Here is a 15,985-nt window from a genome sequence, read left to right as displayed (position 1 = left end):
GTATTACGGTTGCGCCGCCCACATCTCATGGATGTGCGGTCCTAACCCCGTTACAAATCGCGTGTCAGTCGTTCGCCGAGCACCTGTGATTCGCATCGAACTCCGCGCTTCCCCTTGCATGCGGAACGATCCACCGGTGCATGGAGGCCTGGCTCCATCACGTCAATGCACAAATTCTGCCACTCGGACTTTGTCCCGGACAAGATTTATTCCAACTGGAATTCTTACGCCGAGTTACCTCCGAAGGCCGTCAAAAGCCCGATTTTTTGCCATCGGAATCCCCTGTTCATGCGGGTTTCGGCGATATTACGCACAGCGAAACAGGGGCCAAAACGAAATCTGGTGAGAAATAGAGCATTGCGCCAAATGGAGACAATGCAGCGTTGAAATCACTCATTAATGCGTCATCCGAGCGTGCACTCCGGAGCATCGACGAATTCCGCCCACGCCCCGGCGAATGGATCAAGATCAGTGCAGTACGCTTCGTCCGCTCGGGCGCGGATAAAAGGATTGTCCCAACTCGTGAAGCAACGTGGAGAGTTGCGGGTCGCGCACGAAGCTGGCGGCCGAATCGGCGGCAAGAATGGCTTCGGGTGTCTGCGGGCGGGCGATCAGGAAGCCCTGCACATAGTCGACGCCGAGCTCCGAGAGCGCTTCGAGCGTCGCGGCGTCTTCCACCCACTCCGCCACGCTGCGAATGCCGAGGTTCTTCGCCAATGCCACGATGGCCTCGACGATCGCGAGATTGGCAGGATGCGCGGCCATGCTCTTGACGAATGCCCCATCGATCTTGATGGCATCGACGGCCAGATCCTTCAGATAGGAAAACGAGCTGAAGCCCGCGCCGAAGTCGTCAAGCGCAATGCGTCCGCCCAACTGATGGACCCGGTCGACGAAGCGGCGGGTGTTGTCCAGATCGTGAAGCGCCACGGTTTCCGTGATCTCGATGCACAGCAGGCCGACGGAGCGCTCATGGGCGGCGAGCGTCGCGAAGATATCGCGCACGAAATGCTCGTCGTTGAGCGACGCCCCTGAGAGATTCACGCACACGAAGCGCGTTTTCGAGAGACGCTCGCGATGCGCGTCGATCCACGTGAGCGTATTCGTGAGCACCCATTTGTCGATCATGCCGATGGAGCCGTTCTCTTCCGCCGCACTGATGATGCGCGAGGCGGGCACGATATTGCCGTCGGAATCGCGCATGCGCAGCAGCACTTCGAAGTTCAGCGACTCGTTGGGCGACGCCATCTCCATGATCGGCTGCATTTCCAGGAACAGCGTATTGGGCGTGAGACCGGCGTCGAGCGCGTCGATGAGCCGCAGTTCTGCCAGCCGCTCGCGGAACGCCGCTGCCCCGCGTTCGTAGACGACCAGCTCGCGACGGCTCTTCTTGGCTTCGCGACAGGCCCGGTCGGCCGACGAAATGGCATCGGGCACCCGCATGTCGGTCGTCAGCTCGATCACCCCGGCCGACGCCCGCACCTGGAACGCCCGCTCTCCGATCTGATACGGCTCTCCGGCAATGGCATCCACCAGCCGCCGCGCCACGGCAGCGGCTTCCTTGATGGTGGCGTCGCGAAACACCACGATGAATTCGTCTCCGCCGGTGCGCCCAACGCTCTGCTCCGCCGACAAACGCGCGCGCATGCGGTCGCAGGCCTGACGCAGCACCTCGTCGCCCGCGGCATGTCCGAACAGGTCGTTGACGAGTTTGAAGCGGTCCAGATCCAGATAAGCCAGCGCCGCCGGACGCGCATCCGAGAGCGTGCGGATGGCCTCGCCAAGCGACTTCTCGATGCCGCGCCGATTCGAAACGCCCGTGAGCGGGTCGTTCTCCGCGAGATAGCGCAGTTGCTCCATGGTGCGGGCGCGCTCGGTGATGTCCTGCAACGAGCCTTCGATGCGGCCATCGGAGAAAATCGCCTTCACGAGATAGCGGCTGGTGCGGCCGTCGTCGCGCGGGAGCGAGAGAATTTCCAGCTCCGACTCGTCGCTGTGCTGAGCGACGTCGAGCAGCATGCGCCACGTGCTCTGGCCGAAAAACTGATCCCAGCGGAACGTCCGGCCCTCGGTACTGGGAATGCCCAGCATGGTGTGCAACGCAGCATTGCCGCGGATGAACACCCCCTGATCGTTCAACGTGAACAGACCGACAGGCGTCACGTCATAGGCATTGCGCAACTCGGTCTGCGCTTCGAGCTTGCCCTGATGCTCCATGCGCATCTGCTCCGCGATGGCCAGCGCGGCCATGAGACTGGAGAAGAGCGCCGCCGTCACGCTGTTCAACGCGGAGGACAGCGCGCGCGCATTGAACGCCGCGGCGATCACTTCGGAAAACGTCGCGAACAGCACGATGGCCAGCGACGCGCTGTACCAGATGGCAACCCGCGAGCGCGTCACGACAAGAATGCGAGCGAGCAGCACCAGCACGATCGCGATACCCAACGCCGCCACGACCCACAATACCGGGATGAAATGCGCGTACGGCAACGCAATCGCCGCGCAGCAGAGCACGACCCCGGCCCATTGCAGCACCATCACCATCCAGCGCATGCCGATCAGACGCAGCTCCCGCTTGAACAACTGCGTGAACAACGAATAAGTCAGCACGTAGTAAATGGCGAATGTCGCCTTGCGCACCAGCGCGTCCCAGTCCGTCGGAATGGCGCGCTCAAGCCATTGCGTGTCCGCACCGAGCGAGTTCGCCGCGAGCCGCAGATTGCCGATCAGCCACGCGGCGAACAGCACATAGAGCCATTCCTTGTTGATGATGGCGGTGACCAGCACGAACGCCGAGAGCGTCAGCAGACCGCCTTCGAGCAAGCCATTGCTGCGATGGAATTCTTTCTCGGAAACACGCAGCTCGGAGGCCGGCCAGGCAACAAGCGACAGATGCGCGGGCCCCGAGAACGTCCCCTGACACAGCAGCGTCACCGGCTCGACGAGATGCCCGAGATCGATAGCGAAGCCCGCCTTGGACACCCGCAGTGCCCCACTCACGGCGCTCCGGTCCGCGCGACCGATGGCCGGGGTGTCGGGATTGCGCCAGCAGGCAAGTGTCTGGGCGTGACGCGAGGGGAATTCGATGAAGGTGCGCTGATCCCCGCCCACCGGCGGTACGGAGAAACGGAACCACACCGGCGATTCGGACAGGTGCGTACTGAATTGCTCGACGGATGGCGTGTGTTCCAGTGCGCCCTGCGCCATCGGCGGATTGAACGTGCTGGGCAGATCGCCCAACGCCTGAAAGCTCACTGGCTCGGCGCCGCGCACGGCGTACTGACTCTCCTGAAAGAACAGCACAATGCCCGAGAGCAGCATGATGGCTGCGGGCACGGCGTACAGGGAGATGGTGCGAAAGAGTTCGTCGAGTCGCGCGGTCACGCGCCAACGGCGCCGCGGACCGGCGAGCTCGCTCCACTCGTCGGCGAAATCGTTCGTATTGCGGCCATGATCGTCATGCTCGTTGCCGAGTTCCCCCGCCATATGACTCTTGTGCCCTTATCTCGTTGGTCGCCCCCGTGTGGAATCCCGGCAAGGCGCGCATCGACGCTCGCCTTGCCGGCCGGGCCGGCCCTGTCCCGCGCGACCGGTGTTCCGGCCGCCACGGGCAGGAGTCTCTCGCCCGTACTACGCGTTACCGCCGCCGCCGCAAAAAGCCCATGCTGCACACGACGGGATAACGTTATTTCGACTATCGGCATTACACCGCCAGGCTGTAGCCTGCTGCTCCGCATCGTACCTCGTCGGCACCAAAAGATAAATCCCGCAAATGCGCGCCAACACTGGCTTCGCCCGGCACCGTCTGTGCATCGAACCCGTTGTTGCCTGCATCACCCTCGCCAGGCACGCCGAGGCGTAAGTCGGGATGATGCGTGAGACACATGTAGGCAAACAACGGATGCCCGGCCGACTGCCAGCGCGTGCGCGCCTGCGCCACGTCGAGTGCCAGCACTCGATGGCCAATGCCGCCGACGTGCGCCATCGGAATCAGACCTTGCGACGGGAAGACATCGGCGAACATCAGCGCCTCGTATTGCCGATGCAGCGGCGGACGCGCCGTGATCACCATCCAGTCGATGCCGCTCAGCAGGCAGTACTGGTAAAACGCCTTGAAGAGTGCCGTCTTCACCACGCGCCCGACCGGGCCAGCCACCACGCCCAGACGCGTCGCCTCCGCGAGGGCCGCGCTGCTCAGCCAGTCGGGCAACGGCGCAGAGTCCTCGAGATGCAGCGCGTGATAGCGATTGGTCTGAATGCGCATCGTGCCGAGCACCGCACCGTCCAGACGCGCACGCGCCATGAGCACAATCGCCCCCGGCTCCCGATCGCTCGATTCCGGCTCGCTCAATGTCGCCGCAAGATCGGGCAGATGACGGCCATAGGCGGCCTGACGCATGGCCACCGCATCGCGCAAGGCGGACTCGTCGCTTGCAATGGTGACGATGAAAGGCAGACGCTCTTCGCGCAGCGCACCGCCGTCGGGGGCGGCGCACCCCTGCGCACTCGATGCAGAAGAGGCGACGGGTGACAACACCGGACGGAGGTTGCCGGTCGACCGGTCTGCATTGGTGATGGAGAGGACGTCCGAGGCTTGTGCAAGGTCAAACATGATTGACACTCCTTAAGGTCAATGAAAGGGCGGGTGCCGTGCATCGGCAATGGCGTCGATGCATCGCACAATCTCTTTCTTGACCCGCCGAGGCGAAGTGTCAAGTGCTTATTTTCGTTAGGTTTTTCAGTTTTTCGGCGGCAACTGACGGCCTTTTGGACGATAAGGCATGCCAACGGCCCGGGAACCCTCGTCGTGCCGTACGAAACGGCCGGATCCCCGCGCCTGTCCGGCGTCTGCCTCCCCCGGCCTTTTGCATACCTGTGTCGTTGTCACCTATTTGCGACAGTTGCCGTCCGAAGAGAGACTCTGGCAAAATGATAAACGTGTTTACTAATTTTCGATGCTGGTGCGCTGCGGGGCACGGTTTCGCCGCCCGCATCGCCAGCGTTGGCGACGACATGCCGAAAATCGATTGGTCTTCCCGGTTCGGCACGCTGGTGCACGACGTTGCGCGAGTCCATTCGCGTCTGTTCGACCGGCGCGCCCGCGGCAACTTTGATCTGACGCGCGCGCAATGCCGTGTGCTGGTGATGTTGCATCGTTACGGCGTACAGACGCAGGCCGAGCTGGCCGAGCGCATGGAGCTCACACCGATGGCGCTCGTGCGCTTGCTGGATCGTCTTCGTGAAAAGGGGCTGGTGCGCCGTGAGCGCGATCCGCACGACAAGCGCGCCCACCTGCTTTATCTGACGGATGCCTCGGAAGCGAAGATCGACACCATCGTCGCGTTTGCCAACGTCACCGAGCGCGAAGCCCTGGCCGATCTCACGCCCGCCGAGCGCGCCGAACTCTCGCGACTGTTGGGCAAGGTGTTGACGAATCTGACACGCGCCGAAGCCGAATGCCCGGCGCCCGTGCGCCGTACCGAGGAGGCCGGCCCGGAGGAATAACGCGAATGACGACGCGAATGACGACCTGAATTGAGTGGACTCGCACCGGTGGACAGCCGCTGGCGAGTCGCAGGTGCAGGAGACAAAGCAGGAAAGCGGGCGAGATCATGACCTCGCACCGCATCACAACGTCGAGAACGATAAAAACGACGATCTACCAGAGGAACGACCGTGGCATCCCCCCAAAAGGCTGACGAACCCGGCAAGCACCGGGCGCTCGTGAGCGTGTCCGTCATGTTGGCGACGGTGTTGCAGACACTCGACAGCACCATCGCCAACGTAGCCCTGCCCCACATGCAGGGCAGTTTGTCCGCCTCGCAGGACTCGATTACCTGGGTGCTGACGTCCTATATCGTGGCGGCCGCCATCGCCACGCCGCTCACCGGCACGCTCTGCGCACGCTTCGGGCGCCGCCGCGTCTTCCTGTGGTCGGTCGCGGGCTTCACCATCGCGTCTGCCTTGTGCGGCATGGCGCAGTCGCTCACGGAAATCGTGGCGGCGCGTCTGTTCCAGGGCATTTGCGGCGCGGCGCTCGTGCCGCTCTCGCAGGCGACCATGCTCGACATCAACCCGCCGCACAAGCACGGCTCGGCCATGGCGGTGTTCGGCATGGGCGTGATGGTCGGCCCGATTCTCGGCCCGTCGCTCGGCGGCTGGCTCACCGATAGCTACAACTGGCGCTGGGTCTTTTACATCAACCTGCCCATCGGGCTGATCGCCTTCCTCGGAATTGCCGCCTATCTGCGAGAGCCGCAGGAACAGAAAGCCGGCAAATTCGACGCGCTGGGCTTCGTCACACTGAGTCTGGCCATCGGCCTGCTGCAACTCCTGCTCGACCGGGGCGAACAACAGGATTGGCTGAACTCCACGGAAATCTGGCTGGAGATGCTGGGCGCCATCGTCTGCTTCGCGTATTTCATCGTTCATACATGGACGGCCGGCGAAAACTCGTTCTTCAATCGCGCGTTGCTGCGCGACCGGAACTTCAATACCGGCGTCGTCTATATCTTCGTGGTCGGCATCATTCTTTACGCCACCCGCGCCCTGCTCCCGCCCATGCTGCAAAGCCTGTTCGGCTACCCCGCCATTCTGACCGGACTGGTGACGGCGCCCTCCGGCGCGGGCACGATGGCCGCCATGCTGATCGTCGGGCGGCTGGTCGGCAAAGTCGACGTGCGCTATCTGCTCGGTTTCGGCTTCGCGCTGACCGCTTATTCGCTTTATCTGATGGCCGGGTACACGCTGACGCTGAGTCCTTCGGATATTGTCTGGCCGGGGGTCATCCAGGGCTTCGGGCTGGGCTTCGTGTTCGTGCCGCTCACGACGGTTACGTTCGCGACACTTCCCGGCCAATTGCGCGCCGACGGCGCTGCGATCTACAGCCTGTCGCGCAACATCGGCAGCAGTATCGGCATCTCGGTCGTGCAGACGCTCCTCACGCAGAACACACAGGTCAATCACGCCGTGCTCTCCGAGCGCATCACGCCGTTCACACAGGGCGTCGAGGCTTACGTGCAGACGTACGGCGCGGCGGCCATGGCAGCGCTCAATGCCGAAGTGACGCGTCAGGCTGCGATGATCGCGTATCTGGACGACTTCCGGCTGATGATGCTGCTCACCGTCGTCGTCATGCCGTTACTGCTGTTCATCCGGATGAAGAAGACCTCACCCGGCGCGCCGCAAGACAAGGACGAAATGGTCCACATCGCGGCCGACTGACGCCGACCTCCTATGCCGCGAGGGAGTCCCCTCGCGCGCGCCTTTGGCTTTCGTCTCTCTATTCCGGCAACTTGCGCGTGCGCTTGTGCCCGGCCTTGCGCGGCTTGCGGGGCTTTGGCTCAATGCCGATGCGCGGATCCGCGGCGAGCACCAGCCTCGTGACGTGCTCGGCTACGGCTTCGAACTCGATCTCCGACTGCGGAATGTAAAGCCATTTTCCGAGCACGGGATGCGGGTGCAACGCCGGCATCTCTGCCATGAGCGACGCGTGGTGCTCATGCGAGGTGCAAACCAGCAGCCCGTTCCAAGGGGCATTCCGATCGATGACCGCAAGACATTGGCGCGCATTCACATAGGCAACGTCTGCACCGAACATTCGCTTGTGCCAATAAGTTTCGTCGCGATCGAAGGCGTCGAAAATCCAGAGAAGGGAATTGCGAATAGTCGGTGGCACGGGGCGTTAATTGGCGGATTCGGCAAGAAAACCACACTTTACCTGAGCCCCAAAATCCCTGCCATGGCTGGATCCCCGGCCCGACCAAACGACATCCCGATTAAAGATGGCAAAGGAAAAAGCTGGAAAGCGGACGAAAAACACTTCGGAATCAATTTCGCATTAACAAATTATTACAAATATAACGAAATATAACGCCGATATTTCCTCCAATTATTAAAACACTCGATTGAACTGATTCAAATGCATTAGACAAATTTGAAATTTGCCCCCCGCAGGAGCGCGATATGACAATTTCGCCCCATGCAGTTGAGTTCGCCGCAGTCTTACCGCGTTCGCGGCCCATCAAATCGCTCATGCTCGCCTTTTCCCTGTGCGCAATCGGCCAGGCGGCGCGGGCCGCTTGCGACAACGCCACGCCGCCCACCGGCACGAACGTGACCTGCACAGGCACCGGTGGCGTGGTGGCAGCGCAGGCGGGGAGCACAGGGGTGACGGTCAATGTCCAGCAAGGGGCCACCGTCAGCTCGGCACGAGCGAGCGCAAATGTCGCCACGATAACGGTCAACACATCGAGCACGATCACCAATTCGGGCACCGTCAGTATCTCTGGAACAACGCCAACGGGGCGTGGCGCCGCCATTCTGGGGGCGAACGACAGCAATACCCTCGTCAATACGTCGACCGGGGTCATTACGGCCTCCGGCGCCAACAATGACGGCATGGCCATCAACGGTAATCATGGCTCGCTGACCAATAACGGCACGATCACAGTCAGCGGCCCAGACGCCTATGGCATGACTGCCGCGTGGGGACAAGCGTCCGGGCTCGGACTGAACAACACCTTCGCCAATACCGGCACGATCACCGCGAACGGCTCGGGCAGCCGTGCGATCAGCGTGGTCGGCGGGCAGAGTACGGTGACGAACTCGGGCACCCTGCTCACCACGGGCGGCACGGCATCGAACCGCTCGTTTACCGTTTTCATGCAGGGAAATAACAACAACCTCACCAACAGCGGCTCCATCGAAGCGCGAGGGATCAATAGCGACGCCGTGGTCTCGAACACGGCGTCCGGCTTCACTTCGTCGATCATGAATCAGGCGGGTGGGCAAATCATCAGCCGGCAAGGCTTTGCCGTGCGCACCGTGAACGGCACGATTTCGATCACCAACGCCGGGTTGATCGAGAGCGATGTGGGCACGGCCATCGCCATGAATGCGGCGGCGAAGTCCAACACGCTCACCTTGCAAACCGGCTCGCAAATCATCGGCACGGCAGATGGCGGCGCGAGTGCCGTCAGCCGCCTGATCCTGCAAGGCACGGGCACGGCGAGCAATCCGTTCGTGAACTTCGGCACGCTCGGCATGCAGGGCGACAACTGGACGTGGACAGGCAGCGGCAACTTCACGAGCGCCAAATTCCAGAGCGGAGTATTCAATCTGAACAGCAGCCTGGGCGGCGCAACATCGCTGGTTTCCTCCGGCGCGACCCTCGCCGGCACAGGCACGCTCACGGGCAACCTCATCAATCAGGGCATCGTCCATCCGGGCGACGGCAGCGGCAATGGCACGCTCACCGTCGCGGGCAATTACACGGGACAAAGCGGCACGCTGGCCGTCGACACCGTGCTCGGCGACGACACCTCCAAAGTCGCCCCGCTCACCGTCAGCGGCGGCAATATCGGCGGCAACACGACCATCGCCGTGAACAATTTGGGCGGGCTGGGCGGCCTCACCACAGGCAACGGCATTCCGATGGTCAACGCCGTCGGCGGCGCCACCTCGGCGGCCGGCGCCTTCACGCTCGGCCGCACCGTGAGCGCGGGTGCGTACACTTACCTGCTGTATCAAGGCGGCACGACAGCCGGCACGCAGAACAATTGGTACCTTCGCTCGACCGTCCCGGTGACGACCACGATTACGTCCGTCGATCCGACGACCGGTCAAACGGTGCAAACCGTGCTCGCACCGACGCCGGCCCTGGCAAGCAGCCCGCCAGCTGCGCCGGCCGGCTCGGCGCCGATGCCCATCTACCGCGTAGAAGTGCCGGTGTACTCCCTCATGCCGGAGATCGCCCGCGTGGCGGGCTTCGCACAGATGGGGACGTTCCACGAGCGTCAGGGGCAACAGGGCCTGCTCACGGAGAACGGCTGGCTCACCGGCGGATGGGCGCGTGTCTGGGGACAGACCGAACAATTCCGGCCCAAGGGCGACGTATCGCCACAATTCGACGGCAATATCGGCGGCGTACAACTCGGGCATGACATCTTCGCGCGCCTCGGAGACAGCGGACACAGCGATCACGTCGGGCTTCTGGCGGGGTGGACGCGCGCCTCGGGCGACACGCAAGGCAATGCGCTCGGCGTGATGGACACACATACCGGCGCGCTGGGTCTGGATATCTACAGCGCGGGGCTCTACTGGACGCATGTCATGCCCAGTCAGGCCTACACCGATCTCGTAGTGCTCGCGTCGAGCCTGCAATACGAATCGAACCCGATCAGCGGCATGCGCCGAAGCACCCACGGCAAGGCGCTCGCTGCCTCGCTCGAAACCGGCTGGCCGATCCCCCTCACTTCGATGCTGACGCTGGAACCGCAGGCCCAGATCATCTGGCAGCATCAGTCGCTCAACGATCTCACCGATGACGTCTCGACCGTGTCGTTCGACAGCACGAACACGGCCCTCGCACGGATTGGCGCGCGGCTGGAAGCTAACTACGACGGGGATCGCGGCCTGCTACGACCGTACCTGCTGTTCAATCTGCTGCACACATTCGGCAGCGACGCACGCGTGATCTTTGCCGGCACCACGCCGATCTCGACCAGCGCGAACACCACTGCGGCACAATTCGGCGTCGGCGTGGCAGGACGCTTCAACAAGACGGCAAGCGTGTACGCCACCCTCGCCTATCTCACGCAACTCGACAGCACGCGCCAGCAGAGCGTCTCAGCGACGCTCGGTCTGCGCTGGCGCTGGTAACTCGTTGCGTCGTCGGCAGCGCTCGCCTCGCGACAGTGCCGCACGCGATGCCACCCGATTTTCACGCCGCGTCAAGCCCGTTCCCGCGCCCCACAGCCTCGCAACGATTGCGTCGAGTATTTTTTAGCAATACAAAATTATTTTAATAATCAAATCATCGATTCAACGAAATATCGCTCGCTCTCGACAATCGTCAAAACTAGAATCGGCCTCTATCGCCGCTGTTTCTATCGCATTCCCTCCTTGTGCGCGCGGCTCGCCTTGTGTGATCGGTCAGCGGCAGGAAATGAGGTGCAGCGAAGCTTCCAGGTTTTCGTCGATAAAGGGGCCGAAATGACGATTTGCAGTCGCTTAACGATGGGTTCGCGTTCGTATCTGATAGCTGCCTCCCTGCTCGCCGCTGCGGCGACGTCGCACGCCCAGACATCGGCAGACGACGCCAACAAGAGCAATAACCCGCTCAATCTGGCGGCATCGTTCAATGTGCAGAACTACTACACGCCATCGATTTTCGGCACCCATACGCACACCAATGACTTCCTCTTGCGCCCGACCGTGCCGCTCGGGCCGAACGGCATCGTGCCGGTGCCGCAGATTCTTCGCGCGACCGTGCCGATCAGCACGCGGCCAGACCCGAACGGCGGCTACAAGACGGGACTCGGCGACATCAATCTGTTCGATATCTTCTTGCTCAATCCGGGCGCGGCGATGGAGTTCGGCGTCGGGCCGCTGGTGACGATGCCGAGCGCGACCGACAAGTCGCTGGGGACGGGCAAATGGCAGGCGGGTCTGGCCGCCGTGGGCGTGCACGCGAGCAAATCGGGACTGCTCGGCGCACTGGTCCAGTGGCAACACTCGTTTGCGGGACAAGGGGATCGTCCGACGGTGCAGACCCTCACGGGTCAGCCATTCATCATCTACAACCTGCCTGAAGGCTGGTACCTGCGCTCCACGGGGATCTGGACGTTCGATCTACAGCACGGCAATTACTACATTCCCGTGGGGGTCGGTGGAGGCAAGGCATGGAAGATGGGCAAGACGATCGTCAACGCGTTCGTCGAACCTCAATATTCGGTGGCGCACTCGGGCAACGTCCCGAAGTGGCAGATCTTTGCCGGCCTGAACTTCACGTTCGGCCACTGATCCGGCGGGCTGCCCCTGCGCCACGGATGGCGGGCAATCAACCGCCCGCCGCTGCCGACAGCGATGGCACGTCGGTGCGCGAATCGACGGCAGGCATGGCCGTCTCGGGGGTGTAGCGGATGCATCGATTGCGCCCGGCCGCCTTGGCCTGATACAGCGCCCGATCCGCGCGTTGCACGAGCGACGACAACTCACCGCGCGAGCGCTCGTCGCAGGCGATGCCAATGCTCACCGTGGCAGCCACCGTCTCACCCTGCACCATGCGGGCCGAGCGCTCGAAAGCGTCTCGCACACGCTCGGCGATGACCTGCGCTTCGCTAGCGCCCACGCCCGGCAGGAACAGGGCAAACTCCTCACCGCCATAGCGTCCGAAGATATCGTCCGCGCGCAGTTGCTGCGACGCCGTGCGGGCAAATAGCAACAGTACGGTGTCGCCGAACGGATGGCCGTAGGTGTCGTTGATTCGCTTGAAGTGATCGAGATCGAGCAACAGTAGCGCGACCGGCGCGCGTGCCGCACTGTGGCGTCGCAGTTGCTCGCGCGCGAGACGAGTGAACTCGGGGCGATTGAATGCCTGGGTCAGCCCGTCGCGGGTGGCGGCGCGGTGCAGCGCGATTTCCGAGCGCTCTTTGCCCAGCGAGACCATCAGGAAGCTCGCCACAACGATCAGCACGAGCATCTCGGTCGTCGATACCTGTGGGCCGAACCAGGTGAGGAATTGGGCATCGGCCGGACCGAGCCATACCAACGCCACGGCGCGCGCGGTGTAAAACGAGCCGTGCAAGACGGCAACGACCGCCAGCACGATACTGCTCGGCAGTCTGAGCCCCGACGCCTGCCAGAATTCCTTGGCCGCCATCAGGCTGTAGAGCGCGAGCAACGAGAAGAACAACACGCCGCCGCTCCACGAGTCGAGCGGCCGGGCGAAAAGCCACGTCCCCCATAGCAGCACGGCCGGGCCGCCGAAGACAGCCACCCATTGCACGCTGCGGCCGTAGAAGCGTCGCGCGCCGCTCCACACCATGGCGAAGGCGAGTGTCGCGACGGCATTACCCAACGGATACAGCACCGCGAGCTGTGAGCTGCGGGCGGCGAGCAGATAGAGAACGGGGGAAAACGTGGCGAGCAGGAAAGCGAGACTCCACCAGCGCGGAGACTCCGCTTCGTCGCGACGCAAGGCATCGAGCATGAACAGAATGCCTGTCGCAATGCTCAACAGAAAGGTCACGAACTGTAGCGTCGGCAGGTCTAACGCCGGTAGCGACAAACCATTAGCCATGACTGGCGTCCCCCGTACGCGCAGCAGGCGGGCGGACACAGCCACCCGAGACGCAACGCGCAGTTTGAAGTACGGGGGATGAAAACCTGACTGAACAATCAGCGGTTCGTTATGGCGGAATGGAAACCCGGCAGTCGCTTGCGCGCCGTATGTGGCGCACCGTCTGGCCGCCCCGTTCCGGCCATCGGTTTTTGTACTCCATACCCATGCGGCGGGATTTTAGCACGTCATTTTGGGACGGCAAGGCGCGCCGAGGCCCGCCAGTAAAGGTTGCCTCAACTTCCCTTACATTTCCTGTCGACGCCGCGCCGACAGCGCCCCCGCGGTCTGGATGACGAGATCGGCGAAACGTCGCTCGTCGCGCTCGGCATTCCAGCGCACGCGCGGCACGGCGATGTTGATGGCGCCGATCGCCCTGCCGTCCTGATTGACGACGGCCGCCGCGGTGGAGATATCGCCCATGAAGAATTCGTCTTCGGTGTGCGAGTAGCCTTGCTTGCGGATGCGGGCGAGCCGTTCCTTGATCTTGCGCGGCTGCGAGACGGTCGCCGGGGTGAACTGAACGAGGTTGGTGCGCGCGAGGATGTCGTCGATTTCGGCCTCGTCCAGCGTGGCGAGCATCGCCAGACCCGGCGCCGTGCAATACGCGGGCAGGCGCGAGCCGACGATCACGTTGGCATTGAATACGCTGCGGCTCACGATACGCAGCACGAAAACGATGTCGGTGTCGAGTCGCACGGTGAGGTTGGTCGCCTCCTCCGTTTCTGCCGCCAGTTGCTGGAGATACGGCGCGGCGCGGCTTACCAGCTCGTTCGAGACGAGATAGTGATAGGTGAAGTCAAGCAGCTTGGGCGAGAGTTCGTACTTCTTGCTCTGCGGGTCTTTGAGCAGGTAACCCAACGCCGAGAGCGTGAAGGTAAAGCGCTGCGCCGCACTGATGTCGAATCCAGTGGCCGCCGCGATCTCGGAGAGCGAGAGATGACGCTTCGATCCGTCGAACGCCGTGAGCACTTTCATCGCTTTTTCGACGGAGTTGACGTAAAGGGTGGACTCGGTGGATGGCGCCGCTGCGAACGCCGTCTCTGTCGCGGCAGCGGCTTTGGCTCGGCTGCGAGGGGGTTTGGTGGTGGCCACGGTCTGATGGGTATTGGGGCGAATTTGACGGGATTATCTCATGAAAATAACGTTCTATCTTTATGCGATAACCCCTGAATCACCTCTTAGTCGACGTGCGCCTCACTTGGTTGCATTGGCCTCCCAGGCGTCATCCGTCTGCCTCGACAGCAAGTGCTTTCGGATTCGCTCCGACGGCGTGGTCTCGAAATGCGTCGTCTCGCGATAGTAGCGCGGCCGCTGGTAGCTGGCGAGACGCTCCGACGCCCATTGCGCCAGCGCCTCCCACCCGGTCGCCTGCCCTTCCCGGAACTGCACGTACAGCATGACGTCCTGCTCGCCAATCTGACTCGCCACGCCAATCGCCGCGCACGCCACGATCGCCGGATGCCGCGCAAACACCCGCTCGATCTCCCACGCCGATACATTCTCGCCACGCACCCGCATACTGTCGGTCCGCCGCCCGATGAAGACGAGACTGCCATCGGCACCGCGTCGCGCGCTGTCCCCCGTATATAGCTTGCCGTCACGCAACGCCTTGGCCGTCGCTTCGGGATTGTCGAGATAGCCCGGCAGAAACACGCCATCGACGTCGCTCGACAAGACGATTTCCCCCGGCTCGCCGTCCGCGACCGGCTGCCCCCCGTCATCGAGCAATTCCAGCGTGAGCCACGGCAAGGCGTGGCCGATGGAGCCCGGCTGATCGGCATCGTTGAGGGTGGCAAAGCTGGAACACTCGGTCATGCCGTAGCATTCGCGCAAGGTGCACGCAAGGCGCTCACGCGTCGCCTGCCACGCGCTCGCCGACACGCCCGCGCCCCACGCCACACGCAAGGAGTTCTCGGCGGGCTGTACGTCTCTCGGCAGTTGCATGAGGATGTCCAGGATGCCGCCGAGATAGTGCAGATGTGTCGCCTGCGCTTGCTCGCACTGCTGCCAGAAGCGGCTCGCGGAGAATCGTTCGACGACATGCATTTCGAGGTTGGCCAGGAACGGCAGGAGCAGCATTTGCGCACCACCGATATGGCACAGCGGCTCCCACAGGAACAACCGGTCGCCGTTACCGGCATCGGCCACGCGCAGTGCCGCTTCGCTCGCAATGCGCATCATGCGATGCGTGAACAGCACGCCCTTGGGCGCGCCCGTCGTGCCCGAGGTGTAGATGATGCACAGCACGCACGCCGGCGTAACGTCCGCGGCCGCTGGCCGGGTGCCTGAGTACGTGGCGGCTTGCGTCATGACATCGCTCAGCCAGTGACGCATGACGCGCGTGCCGTGATGCCCCGGCTGCGCCGCCGCAAGCGCGACACCGGCGTCGAGCACTTGTGCGAACGGCGGCTCCGCGATCAACAACTTCGGTTTGGCATGACCGAGCAGGTACTCGATGCCATCGCCTTTCAAACGGGTATTGACGGGCACCCACACGAGCCCGGAGAGCATGAGCGCATAGATGAGCGCCACCTGCGCCGCGCTGTTCCCGAGCATGACGGCCACGCGGTCGCCCGGCACCAGCCCCTGCGCCGCGAACCACGCCTGCATGGCCCCTACCCGCGCCGCCATCTGCGTCCGGTCGATGGCCTCCCCCTCGAACACGACGACCGGCTTGGCCGATGCGCCATCAAGATCAGACAGCCCCGCCATCAACAGCGGTACGACATCGAGCCGGTCGCCCTCGGCCCGATGGGGGAAATACCGGGTGTAAGGATGTGAGATCCCCTGCGAGGAGGAGAACGTCTGCGCATTCACCGGCGCAACTCGGGCAACGTTGGACATGGACATACGAGAATC

General features: G+C 63.0%; 11 protein-coding genes. 4 read left to right on the top strand and 7 right to left on the bottom strand.

What is annotated here, in order from left to right; translation table 11 throughout:
• Window positions 1-468: 468 nt before the first annotated feature.
• On the bottom strand, window positions 469-3,486 hold the full coding sequence (locus tag ACIPHM_RS00375; RefSeq protein WP_400323153.1) for a putative bifunctional diguanylate cyclase/phosphodiesterase: 3,018 nt from the start codon (window positions 3,484-3,486) through the stop codon (window positions 469-471).
• Window positions 3,487-3,703: 217 nt separating this feature from the next.
• On the bottom strand, window positions 3,704-4,612 hold the full coding sequence (locus ACIPHM_RS00370) for an N-acyl amino acid synthase FeeM domain-containing protein (protein WP_400323150.1): 909 nt from the start codon (window positions 4,610-4,612) through the stop codon (window positions 3,704-3,706).
• Between the two features lie 401 nt (window positions 4,613-5,013).
• Between ACIPHM_RS00370 and ACIPHM_RS00365 the strand changes: the two genes are divergently transcribed.
• Together ACIPHM_RS00365 and ACIPHM_RS00360 are read left to right on the top strand one after the other, a co-directional pair.
• The gene (locus ACIPHM_RS00365) at window positions 5,014-5,505 is read left to right on the top strand and encodes a MarR family winged helix-turn-helix transcriptional regulator (RefSeq protein ID WP_400323147.1); all 492 of its coding nucleotides are present in this window, start codon (window positions 5,014-5,016) and stop codon (window positions 5,503-5,505) included.
• Between the two features lie 171 nt (window positions 5,506-5,676).
• Complete coding sequence (locus tag ACIPHM_RS00360) at window positions 5,677-7,224, top strand: MDR family MFS transporter (protein WP_400323145.1); 1,548 nt, start codon at window positions 5,677-5,679, stop codon at window positions 7,222-7,224.
• A 58-nt stretch (window positions 7,225-7,282) separates the two neighbouring features.
• On the opposite strand, the gene ACIPHM_RS00355 is transcribed toward ACIPHM_RS00360, so the two are convergent.
• The gene (locus ACIPHM_RS00355) at window positions 7,283-7,678 is read right to left on the bottom strand and encodes a hypothetical protein (RefSeq protein WP_400323143.1); all 396 of its coding nucleotides are present in this window, start codon (window positions 7,676-7,678) and stop codon (window positions 7,283-7,285) included.
• Window positions 7,679-7,829: 151 nt separating this feature from the next.
• A complete protein-coding gene (locus ACIPHM_RS00350; protein WP_400323141.1) occupies window positions 7,830-8,036 on the bottom strand; it encodes a hypothetical protein in 207 nt (68 codons plus the stop codon).
• Here ACIPHM_RS00350 and ACIPHM_RS00345 point away from each other — a divergent pair.
• Entirely contained in the window at window positions 8,035-10,662 is a 2,628-nt protein-coding gene (locus tag ACIPHM_RS00345; RefSeq protein WP_400323138.1) for an autotransporter outer membrane beta-barrel domain-containing protein, read from the top strand. The two genes, ACIPHM_RS00350 and ACIPHM_RS00345, sit on opposite strands and share 2 nt — an antisense overlap.
• Before the next feature lie 357 nt (window positions 10,663-11,019).
• Window positions 11,020-11,805 carry a hypothetical protein gene (locus ACIPHM_RS00340; RefSeq protein ID WP_400323137.1) on the top strand — a complete coding sequence of 262 codons (786 nt, stop codon included), beginning with the start codon at window positions 11,020-11,022 and terminating at the stop codon, window positions 11,803-11,805.
• Window positions 11,806-11,842: 37 nt separating this feature from the next.
• On the opposite strand, the gene ACIPHM_RS00335 is transcribed toward ACIPHM_RS00340, so the two are convergent.
• The 3 genes from ACIPHM_RS00335 to ACIPHM_RS00325 all read right to left on the bottom strand — a co-directional run bounded on the left by ACIPHM_RS00335 (window position 11,843) and on the right by ACIPHM_RS00325 (window position 15,976).
• On the bottom strand, window positions 11,843-13,084 hold the full coding sequence (locus tag ACIPHM_RS00335) for a GGDEF domain-containing protein (RefSeq protein WP_400323135.1): 1,242 nt from the start codon (window positions 13,082-13,084) through the stop codon (window positions 11,843-11,845).
• A gap of 285 nt (window positions 13,085-13,369) precedes the next feature.
• Entirely contained in the window at window positions 13,370-14,218 is an 849-nt protein-coding gene (locus tag ACIPHM_RS00330) for an IclR family transcriptional regulator (RefSeq protein ID WP_400323132.1), read from the bottom strand.
• Window positions 14,219-14,320: 102 nt separating this feature from the next.
• Complete coding sequence (locus ACIPHM_RS00325) at window positions 14,321-15,976, bottom strand: AMP-binding protein (protein WP_400323130.1); 1,656 nt, start codon at window positions 15,974-15,976, stop codon at window positions 14,321-14,323.
• Window positions 15,977-15,985 lie beyond the last annotated feature (9 nt).

Origin of the sequence: Pandoraea sp. NPDC087047 (assembly GCF_044745225.1) — a bacterium.
Taxonomy (GTDB): domain Bacteria; phylum Pseudomonadota; class Gammaproteobacteria; order Burkholderiales; family Burkholderiaceae; genus Pandoraea.
The sequence above is the reverse complement of the archived record's forward strand: the minus strand, read 5'-3'. Positions and strand labels throughout refer to the sequence as shown.

Coding starts and splice junctions, on each gene's coding strand:
- ACIPHM_RS00350 (WP_400323141.1), bottom strand. CDS start 8,036: ATGAGCGATTTGATGGGCCGCGAACGCGGTAAGACTGCGGCGAACTCA.
- ACIPHM_RS00335 (WP_400323135.1), bottom strand. CDS start 13,084: ATGGCTAATGGTTTGTCGCTACCGGCGTTAGACCTGCCGACGCTACAG.
- ACIPHM_RS00370 (WP_400323150.1), bottom strand. CDS start 4,612: ATGTTTGACCTTGCACAAGCCTCGGACGTCCTCTCCATCACCAATGCA.
- ACIPHM_RS00325 (WP_400323130.1), bottom strand. CDS start 15,976: ATGTCCATGTCCAACGTTGCCCGAGTTGCGCCGGTGAATGCGCAGACG.
- ACIPHM_RS00340 (WP_400323137.1), top strand. CDS start 11,020: ATGGGTTCGCGTTCGTATCTGATAGCTGCCTCCCTGCTCGCCGCTGCG.
- ACIPHM_RS00375 (WP_400323153.1), bottom strand. CDS start 3,486: ATGGCGGGGGAACTCGGCAACGAGCATGACGATCATGGCCGCAATACG.
- ACIPHM_RS00365 (WP_400323147.1), top strand. CDS start 5,014: ATGCCGAAAATCGATTGGTCTTCCCGGTTCGGCACGCTGGTGCACGAC.
- ACIPHM_RS00345 (WP_400323138.1), top strand. CDS start 8,035: ATGCTCGCCTTTTCCCTGTGCGCAATCGGCCAGGCGGCGCGGGCCGCT.